Genomic DNA, 10,809 nt, shown 5'->3' with positions numbered 1-10,809 from the left:
TTTCTCATGTCGCCTGATTAAATTAATTCCAGGATGTTCTCCAGTTCTTCCATGGAGAGATCATCATCACCCAGATCACTCGGGGTCAATTCTCCATTTTCTTTTGACATGCAATGCTCAATAATGCTGAGCAAGTGATTCCGATAGCTGTCTGCCAATTTCGCAATGGTTTCTTCCTTATACTGGAGGCTGCTGTAACCAAAACTGATTTGGAGCTTTCCATCCTCAATCATCCCGGAAATATCCAACAAAAATGCTCTCTCCGATTCTGGACTGAAAAGCTGACCCGTACCAATTGGTGAGAAAGTAAATCCACCAGATTTTACATCCGAATCAAATTGCCCGAGGTAGTTAAAGCTAATTTCCGGTTGCAGGCTAAATTCCAGAGATGGACGCAGTGTATCCGCCGTCATCGTGCGTAAAATCTCGTAGCCAATTCCTTTTTTCGGAATATGGCGCAAGCTTTCTTTGATTTGCTTGATTTGGTATGACAAGTCCTTTGATTTTTCCATATCAAGCACGACAGGGAACTGGGATGTGAACCATCCAATCGTTCTGGTCACATTCATTTCATTCTGAATATCTTCGCGACCGTGACCTTCCAGGTTGATGACAGCGTAGTTGGTATTCGCCCACTCTTTCACGGTTAATCCCAATGCAGTCAGCAACAGGTCATTCATTTCTGTGTGGTAGGCATGATGAACGTGACGTAACAGGTTTTCTGTCTCTTGAGCAGTCAACTCGACCTTCGCTGTACGGGTGTGCTTTTGCTTACGATCAGCTGTAACAAAATCGGTTGGCAACTTTTCTGCCGTGGTCGTGCTCTCGAGGTTGTGCCAGTACGCAGCTTCACGTAAAAGCTCGTCACTCTCCGCATAGTTTTGCAATTGAGCCGACCAATCCTTGAATGAATCTGTCTTTTTCGGGAAGACAATCTCTTGATCGTGTAGAGCCTGCGAATAGGCAGATGAAAAATCTTCAAACAAGATGCGCCATGAGACTCCATCCACGACCAGATGATGAATGGCAATCAGTAAATGGTCCCCTTCCTTTGTGGAGAAGAGTGCCAAGTGGACGAGTGGTCCCTGTTCCAAATCGATACTGCTTTGGATATGATCAGACAACTCTAGAACATGAGCTGCGCTATTTGCATGGTCTTTCAAGTCATACGAATGGAAACGGAATCGCTCACCTGTCAGCGCTCGATTGATTTGCGTGATTGTCTCATTCTCCTGTTTGTATATCATTCGCAACGCATCGTGGTGCTCGATGATTTTGTAGAATGCCTGCTGAACAAGTCCCGGATCGAAGCCATCCTCTCGGAACAGCATGACAGCCTGATTCCAGTGGTGACGGTCCGTCAAATTGCATTCGAAGAACCACTTCTGGATGGGCGTCAAGCTAATCTCGCCTTCTACTACTCCCTGATCGCTCTCTCTGTTGTTCGGTATGACATGGGGAGCAACTTGTTCAATGGTCGGATATTGGAACAGTTCCTTCATCGCCAGCGTCCAGCCTGATGCGTGCAAACGCGTGGATACCTGAATGGCTTTGATGGAATCTCCACCCAATTCAAAGAAGTTGTCTTTCATTCCCACTTGCTGAATTCCCAATACCTCTGCCCAAGTCGTTGCAAGTAAGTGTTCCAGTTCGTTTTGCGGTGCTTCGTATTCTCTGCCCGATTTCTCTTCGTGGCTTGGCTTCGGCAATGCTTTGCGGTCAATTTTATCATTCGGTGTCAACGGCATCTTCTCCAACTGAACAAAGAAGGAGGGAACCATATAATTTGGCAATTCTTTTCCCATGAATTCACGCAGTTGAGCCGTACTCGCTTCCCCATCGGCTACATAGTATGCGCACAGGTAAGGTTGCCCCTGGTCATCTAAATGTGTAATGGCTGCTGCCTCAATAATCGTCTCAAATCGCAACAGAACACTCTCGACTTCGCCCAGCTCTACCCGATGACCGCGCACCTTCACTTGATGATCGATTCTGCCGAGATACTCGATATTTCCGTCCGGAAGCCATTTGGCAAGATCTCCGGTGCGATACATCTTCTCTCCTGGCACAAACGGATTGTCGACGAATTTTTCAACCGTCAATTCTGGTCGATTCCAATATCCTCTGGCGAGCGACACCCCGCTGATGCACAATTCACCTATTTGACCGACTGTCTTCAATTGCATTTGTTCATCCACGATGAACAGCTTCGTATTTTGAATAGGTTTGCCAATCGTAATGCTCTGACCAACTGGTTCATGGGACAAAGCTTTCCAGAGTGTCGCGCAAACCGTACTCTCTGTAGGGCCGTAGCCATTGATATAGGTCACTTTCTCTTTCCATTGCTCTACCAACGCGGTAGATGCTGCCGATCCAGCAGTAATCAGGATACGCAATGACGGCATACGTTCAGGCTCAAGATAAATGGCATACGTCGGCGGCAACGTGAGAATGGTAATACCGTTTTTGTGGACGTATTCCTCAAATTTGCGGAAATCGTTGATCGTATCGCGGGAGATGATATACAAGGTCGCTCCTGTCAAAAGAGCTATAAACATATCCCACACCGATGCGTCAAAAGAGATACTCGCAAAATGTCCTGGGCGATCTTGTGGCGTTACGCCAAGTTGATTCCTGAACACCGCTTGCAGATTGGCTGCTCCTTTGTGCTCCAGCATGACGCCCTTTGGATTGCCAGTGGTACCGGACGTGTAAATGATATAGGCAAGATCAGACGGCTTATTGATGCAAAGCAGATTGTCTGTATGCGACGAATAGCTACCTGCGTCGTCCAAATCAATAATTTCTGCCTGACTGGACACCTTGTGGCTCAAGTGATTATGCGTTAGCACGAGCTTCGCTTGACTGTCCTCGATCATGTAACGGACTCTTTCTTCGGGATAATCCGGATCGACTGGCAAAAAGGCACCGCCAGCTTTTAAAATGGCAAGTGTGGCAATCGCCATTTCCAAGGAGCGTTCTACCATCATGACGACGATTTGCGATGGCCCTACTCCTCTTTCTCGCAATACGGTAGCTAGCTGGTTCGCTCTTTCATTGAGCTCTTGGTACGTCATCTGATTCTCTTCAAATACAACGGCCGTTTGATCAGGCGTGTTCGCTGCTAGTTCCTCAAAGAGCTGTTGTATAGTCTGGTCTTCCGCGTACTCTCTGTCTGTATGATTGAACTCCACCAGCAACAACTGTTTTTCTTCTGCCGTCAGCATCTCAATGGCTTGAAGCTGCCTATCAGGTTCTGCCGTAACATTGCGTAGAATTTGCATGAAATGACGCGACATTCTGTCTACGGTATCTCTTCTAAACAGCTTGGTGCTGTACTCCAGTCGCAGCAACAGGTCTGTTTCCCTTTCAGTCAGGTGAAAAGACAGATCGAACTTTGAAATAGCAAGCGCGCTCGTCGATTCATAAGGATGATAGGTCAGTTGACCCAGTGTTTTTTGGTACAGTTCGTCGGTTTGCAGAATGAACATGGTATCAAAAAGTGGATTGCGTCCCGGATCACGTTGAATGCCAAGCTTTTCAACCAGACTTTCCAACGGATAATCCTGATGACCATAGGCATCCAGGGCATTCTGCTTGACTTCCATCAGAAACTCCTTGAAGGTCTTCTCTGCTGTCGGTTTGTTTCTGATTGCTAGCGTGTTGACGAACATACCGACAATTGGTTCGAGCTCAGCGCGCGTCTTGCCGGAGATTGGCGTTCCGACAACGATATCATCCTGCCCCGTATACTTCGAGAGCAGCAAATTGTAGGCGGCTAGCAAGACCATAAACAAGGTCGTTTTCGTTTCTGCAGCCAGCGCGTGTAAAGCTTCCAGCAGAGGTCTATCGGTAGCAAGTACGATTTGATCACCCTCAAAGCTTTTCACAGCTGGGCGTGGAAAATCTGTCGGAATCTCCAAGACCGTGTAATGCCCCTCAAAAGCATGGCGCCAATACTCTTCCTGCTTCTTGAAGTCATCTGACTCGTTAAAGCGTTTTTGCCAGACAGAAAAATCTTTGTATTGGATACGCAGCTCCGGTAATTGTCTGCCTTGGTACAATTCCGCTAGTTCATTGAAGATAATCGTGACGGACGAGGCATCCGAAGCAATATGATGCATGTCATACAAGAGCAGATGACGTTCATCCGAGATTTGCACGAGACCCATGCGCAGCAGTGGCGGAACAGCCAGATCAAATGGACGGACAAACGCATGGAAAATTTCATCGATCTGATGTTCTTCCGCACTCCGATACTCCATTTCCACTTCCACGTGGTCATGAATTTTTTGGACCAGCTGATCTCCTACCATCTCAAAGGAGGTTCTCCAGATTTCGTGACGATCTACCAATGCTTGCAGCGCATGCACCAATTGATCGCGATCCAGTTGACCCTCTAGCATGATCATCCCAGGCGTATTGTAGCTGATACCCGAGCCTTCCAACTGATGGAGCACATACATCCGCTGCTGGGCAGATGATACTGGGTAGTAATCTTGTGCTTCTGCTGGCTGAATCGATGCATCTGGCGTATTCTCACTGTTTGCTATCAGCCTGGACAAGGCTCGAACGGTGGGATGTTCAAACAAATGCTTCAAAGGAAGATCGGTTTGAAACTCCCGATGCACATGCGCCACTATCGTCATCGCCTTCAAGGAATGTCCACCCAGCTCAAAAAAGTTATCCATTACTCCGATACCGGAGATGCCAAGGACGTTTTCCCAAATCTTGGCCAGTGTTGCCTCTACTTCATTAGCAGGCGCGACATACTCCACACCTGTTGTAGGCTTTCCTTCAGGCTTCGGCAGTGCTTTGCGATCGATCTTGCCATTTGGCGTGAGCGGGAAAGCATCCAGTTGAACCAGATAGGTTGGTACCATATACGCTGGCAGTTCTTGAGATAGATGTGTTCGAAGCGCCGCTTCCGAGATGCTGTCTTTCCCGGTGAAATAGGCCGTCAGATACGCGTCCCCGCTTCCATCCTGATAAGCAACAACAATCGCTTCATTTGTCGTTTCATAGCTGAGAAGAACCGATTCTATCTCCCCGATCTCAATCCGGTATCCTCTCACTTTGACTTGTTCATCCAGGCGTCCTGCGAATTCAATCGTACCGTCAGGGAGCCATCTGCCAAGGTCGCCCGTCTTGTACATGCGTTCACCTGGCTCAAATGGATTGGAAACAAACTTCTCCTCGGTAAGCTCTGGTTTGTTCCAATATCCACGTGCCAATCCGAGTCCGCCTATGCATATCTCTCCGACTACACCGATCGGTAGCAGTTGGTGCGAATGGTCCACGATGTATATGCTTGTGTTTGCGATTGGCCGTCCAATCGTGATCGGAGCATCCGGGAGCGTATCGCACAGATAGGTGGCGATAACGCTGCTTTCTGTCGGACCGTACGCATTGACAGCAATCATCTGCGGATTCATCTCTTTGCACATATCAACTAACTTCGGCGAGAGCTTTTCTCCCCCGAGCACGGCCATTTTCATCGGACTGATCTCGTCTGTGGTGCTGCATTCCAAAATCGCCTGGAACAAACTTGGCACGCATAACGTGTAGCTGCAACTCCATGTTGAGATCAGGTTTTTGAGCGCTATCGGATCTTTGGCTTCTTCATCCTTCGTCAAGATAACAGTTGAACCGGATAGAATTAACGCAAAGAAGGTAAGGACAAAACCATCAAAGGCAAAGGATAGAGCCAACAAACCTCTGTCATGGACAGATAAGGCAAACTCTTCTTTGTTCCACGTCACACTGTTGACAATACCGCGGTGCTCCACCATGACCCCTTTTGGCCTGCCTGTCGTACCCGATGTATAAATGATATAAGCCAAATTGGTAGCCGTATGAATCGGGTCAAGGTTTGTGGTGATACGAGAATAGTTACTCTTATCCTCCAGATACAGGCATTCCACTCCTGCAACAACCTTTGTTCCAAGATGCTCTTGGGTAAGCACCAAACGAGCTTCGCAATCTTCGAGCATGTAAGCAATGCGATCATTCGGATATTCTGGATCGATAGGCACGTATGCTCCGCCAGCTTTGAGAATGGCAAGGATTCCAATCACCATCTCCAAGGAACGATTTGTCATTATCCCAACTCGTTCGTCAGCCTTTACTCCTTTTTTCCGTAATGTACGAGCAAGCTGATTGGCTTTCTTATTGAGCTCCAAATATGTCAACTGTTTGTCCCCGCAAACCAACGCGATTTGATCAGGGGTTTTCAGTACTTGTTCTTCAAATAGCTGTGGAAGTGTGCTTTCCAACTCAACAAGCTTGAATGTGTCATTGAAATGGACCAGCAATTCCTGCTTTTCTTGCTCGGTGAGCATCTCCATCTGATAGAGAGCCAAGTCCGTGTTCGTGATGACTTGTTGCAAGATTTGGATGTAATGACGCGACATACGTTCGATGGTCTCCTGCTTGAACAATTTGGTGCAAAATTCGAAGCAGAACATGAGACCTGCATGGTTTTGGGTTGCTTCGAGCGACAAATCGAATTTCGCCATTTTGCCCTCTGGCACGTAAGGCGTCACTGTCATGCCTTCAATCTTGATTGGATCGGCATCCATGTTTTGCAAAATGAACAAGGTGTCAAACAATGGATTGCGGCTTCGATTTCGATTGACCGCCAGCTTTTCAACCAGTTCCTCAAACGGGTACTCCCCATGCTCAAATGCAGCGAGTGTATTATCCTTCACTTCTCGTAAAAATTGCTTGAAGCTTTTGGTTGCCACCGGCTGATTTCTCATTGCCAGCGTGTTGACGAACATACCCGTGATGCTTTCGGTGTCAGGGTGTGTTCTTCCAGCTGTCACGGTTCCGACCACCATGTCTTCTTGCCCGGAGTATTTTGCGAGTAAAACATGATAGGCTGCCATGAGCACCATGTAGAGCGTAGTACCAGTATCGGCCGCCACTCGTTGCAAGTCATCCAGCAGCTGTTTTTCTGTGCGGAATGAATAACGTACGCCCTCAAAGCTTTGAACAGACGGTCGAGAGTAGTCCAAAGGCAGATTCAAAACAGGAATTTCACCAGCGAATCGCTCGGTCCAATACGCTTCCTGTTTTCTGAATTCGTCTGACTGTGCAAGATCTTTTTCCCAAACCGCGAAGTCTTTATATTGAATGCGTTGCTCTGGCAAGGATTTGTCTTGATAGAGCTGTGCAAGATCATTCAGGATGATTTGCGAAGACACTCCATCTGAGATGATATGGTGCATATCGATGATCATGACATGGCGCCGCTCTCCCAGTTTGACCAATCCAACCCGACTTAATGGAGCCTTTTCCAAATCAAACGGACGCATGAAATCCGTGATGACGTGATTCAAACGTTCTTCTGTCGCTTCCATGTAGGTGATTGGCAGTTTGCTTTCCTGATGGATGCGTTGAACCAGCTCACCGTTGATGGTATGGAAGGAGGTTCGCAGCGATTCATGACGACGCACCAGATTGGAAATGGCATTCTCCAGCTGTTGCACATCCAATTCTCCATCGAGTACCGTCACAACCGGCAGATTGTACACCGTACTATCCGGATCGAGCTGGTTTAAAATGAGCATGCGTTTTTGCGCAGAGGATACAGGATAGTGCTCTTGCGTGACAACCTGCGGAATAGCGAGATACGTTCCTTCCTCTTCACCTTCCACATACTTGGCGATTTCTTGAATGGTTGGTCTATCAAACAACACGCGAAGCGGAACATCTGCTTGGCAGTCTTTTTGCATCCGGGAAATAAGATGAATCGCCTTTAGCGAATGACCCCCCAGTGTGAAAAAATTATCCTGAATGCCAATCGGAGACACGCCGAGTACGTTTTCCCATATCGCCGCCATTTTCTGTTCCAGTTCGGTTGTCGGAGCGAGGTAATCCGCTCCCGTAAAAGCATTCCCCTCAGGTATGGGCAAAGCTCTTCTGTCTGTTTTTCCATTAGGTGTGACCGGAATCCGCTCCAAGTTCATAAAGAAGGAAGGGATCATATACTCTGGCAGCGTTCTTGATAAGTACGCACGCAGCTCCTCGTTACTGACCTCGTCTGTCAAAACGACATAGGCGCACAAATACTTACCGCCAGTCTCATCCGTTCTGTCAATGACCACGGCTTCCTTAATCAAGGCGTGATTGAGCAAGTGCGATTCAATCTCTCCCAGCTCGATACGATGACCCCTAATTTTTACCTGATGGTCGATTCGCCCTAAAAACTCGATATTGCCATCTGGCATCCAACGAGCGAGGTCACCCGTTCGATACATTCTTTCGCCTGATTGGTACGGGTTCTCGAGAAACTTCTCCGCAGTCAGCTCTGGATTGTGCAAATACCCTCTTCCTACGTTCGCACCAGAGATATACAGCTCCCCAACAATGCCCTCTGGTTTCATCTGCAGCTTTTCATCCAAAATATAAATGCCTGTGTTGCTGATCGGTTTTCCGATTGGAGGCAGCTCTGGTATATCCATGCTTGGGTCCATCGTGTAGGTGGTTACCACATGTGTCTCCGACGGCCCGTAATGATTGTGTAAAAATACGTGCTGGCTCCGCAGATATTTCTGTAGCTCATGAGTGACGACGAGCTGTTCCCCTGCTGTGATAATGTGCTTGACGCAACGTGGGAAGCTTTGCGCATAATCTTTTTCGTTAAAGATAAATTTCAAGAAGGATACAGGGAGGGACAAAATGCTGATCTGTTTTTCCTGGATAAGGGCAAACAGTTTTTCTACATGGCGTCTCATCTCATTTGTGATGAGATAGAGCTGTCCCCCGGAAAGCAGTGTAGAGAAAATCTCCTGGTAGCAAACATCAAAGCTGCATGTGGTATACTGCAATACTTTTTCATGAAAATCGATGTTGGTCTTCGCAAACGTAAAGTGCATCAGATTGGCCATGTTTTTATGCTCAAGCATGACGCCTTTTGGTTTCCCTGTCGTTCCTGAAGTGTAGATAATATAAAACAAGTCATCTGGATGATTGATCGTTTCGACAGACGCACTGCTCTCTTCCCAGATGGCTGGAGCGCTGATATCTATTTTTTCAGTAGAAGTAGTGACTTTCTCTAGTAGATGATGCTGAGTCACTACCAATCGAATCCCGCTATGCTCGAGCATGTAGGCAATTCGTTCTTCTGGTAGCTCTGGATCAATCGGTACAAACGCACCACCGGCTTTCAAAACCCCAAGAATTCCTACAATCATCTCGATGGAACGATCCATCATCGTACCAACCAGACTATCTGCTGCAATCCCTTTTCCTCTCAAAAATCTGGCGAGCTGATTGGACTTTTCATCTAGCTCCCGATACGTCAACTGCTGTTCTCCGAATACGACAGCAACCTGATCGGGTGTCCTTTCCACCTGTTCCATAAAGAGCTCGTGCATGGTTTTTGTTGGATAGGCAGCGGAAGTATCAAGGTTTCTGGCCATTAGCTGTTGCTTTTCAGTTTCTGTCAGCAAGGTAACCTGTTGAAGGGTGACCTTCGGATTGTTTGTCACGCAAGTCGCAATCTGCTTGAGGTGTCCAGCCATTTTTTGGATAAAGGCTTCGTCATAAACAGCGGCATTATAATCAAACCGCATCGCAATCTCTTCTTTGGGCATTACCATGACGGTCATGTCATAATTGGTAGGCTCAAACATCTCGACATCAGAAATGGCAAAACCTACTTGCTGTGTCGAGGCCTTTTTCTGCAAGGCCTCAACTAATGGATAGTTTTCGATGACCATCAGGTGATCGATCAAATCTTGCTTCAATACGGAATCGTTTTGAATATCGTACAAAGGCACATGCTCATATGACTGGGATTGCAGTGTTCTTTGGTGCACATCCTGTATCAAGTCGGCAAAGGTTTGATCGTTTTTCGCTTGAATGCGGAATGGGATGGTATTGATGAACAACCCAACCATCTTGTCGATTCCGACGATTTCAGTTGGTCGCCCGGATACAACTGAGCCGAATAACACATCATTCGTAGCGTTATAGGATTGGAGGAGAATCCCCCATAAGGTTTGAATCACAGTCGGCAATGTCACTTGATTTTGACTTGCGATCGCAGAAAGCTGCTGCGTCAGCATGCCGTCCAGCACAAAACGATATTGTGCTGGTAGAAAGGCTTTGCTAGAAGACTTCCCAAATTTCGGCAAGGAGGTTTGCTGTTCAAATTGCGCCAGATAGTCTCTCCAATATGTGAGGGCAGCCTCTTTATCTTGCTTTTCCAGCCAACGAATAAATTGGCTGTATGGCTGCACCGGATCAAGGGAAATCGGAGCCCCGTTCTTTAAGGATAAATAGACGGAAAGCAAGTCATCAAAAATAATGCTAAAGCACCAACCGTCCATGAGTATGTGATGAAAACTCCAAATGATTTGGTATTCGCTCTCCGTCATTTGGAAAATAGCCACTCTCATCAACGAATCTTTCGCTAGTTGAAAGGTTTTCTCTTGGTCATTCCTTTTGTACTGTGTGTAGCGCTGCTGCTTTTCTTGCTCGTCGTATGCAGTTAAATCGCAAAATAGGATGGGAATGGGCCGTTCCTTCAAGACAACCTGCAAAGGCTGCTTTAATTTTTCATAGAGAAATAGCGTGCGGAACACATCATATCTCTCTACCAGCACATGCAAGCTATTGGTAAACAAACCAACATCAAGATCGCCCTGAATCGAAATGGACATCTGTACAAGATGAGAGTTATGTTCTTCATCTAGCAAGGCGTGAAATAGCATTCCCTCTTGCATGGGCGTCAATAAATACATATCTTGTACTTGTTCTTTGCTAAAAACACTCATTCCCGGCACCTCGATATCAACA

1 protein-coding gene is annotated in these 10,809 nt (G+C 47.0%); it reads right to left on the bottom strand.

Annotated elements, in window-relative coordinates; all coding sequences use genetic code 11:
- Positions 1-17: 17 nt before the first annotated feature.
- A complete protein-coding gene (gene tycB, locus ACQ5DJ_RS03830; protein ID WP_429841256.1) occupies positions 18-10,787 on the bottom strand; it encodes a tyrocidine non-ribosomal peptide synthetase TycB in 10,770 nt (3,589 codons plus the stop codon).
- Positions 10,788-10,809 lie beyond the last annotated feature (22 nt).

Origin of the sequence: Brevibacillus sp. FIR094 (assembly GCF_050477165.1) — a bacterium.
Taxonomy (GTDB): domain Bacteria; phylum Bacillota; class Bacilli; order Brevibacillales; family Brevibacillaceae; genus Brevibacillus.
This window is presented reverse-complemented; position numbering and strand designations above follow the sequence as displayed.

What these genes read in the sequence shown, in the direction of transcription:
- tycB (WP_429841256.1), bottom strand. Translation starts at nt 10,787, where the DNA reads ATGAGTGTTTTTAGCAAAGAACAAGTACAAGATATGTATTTATTGACG.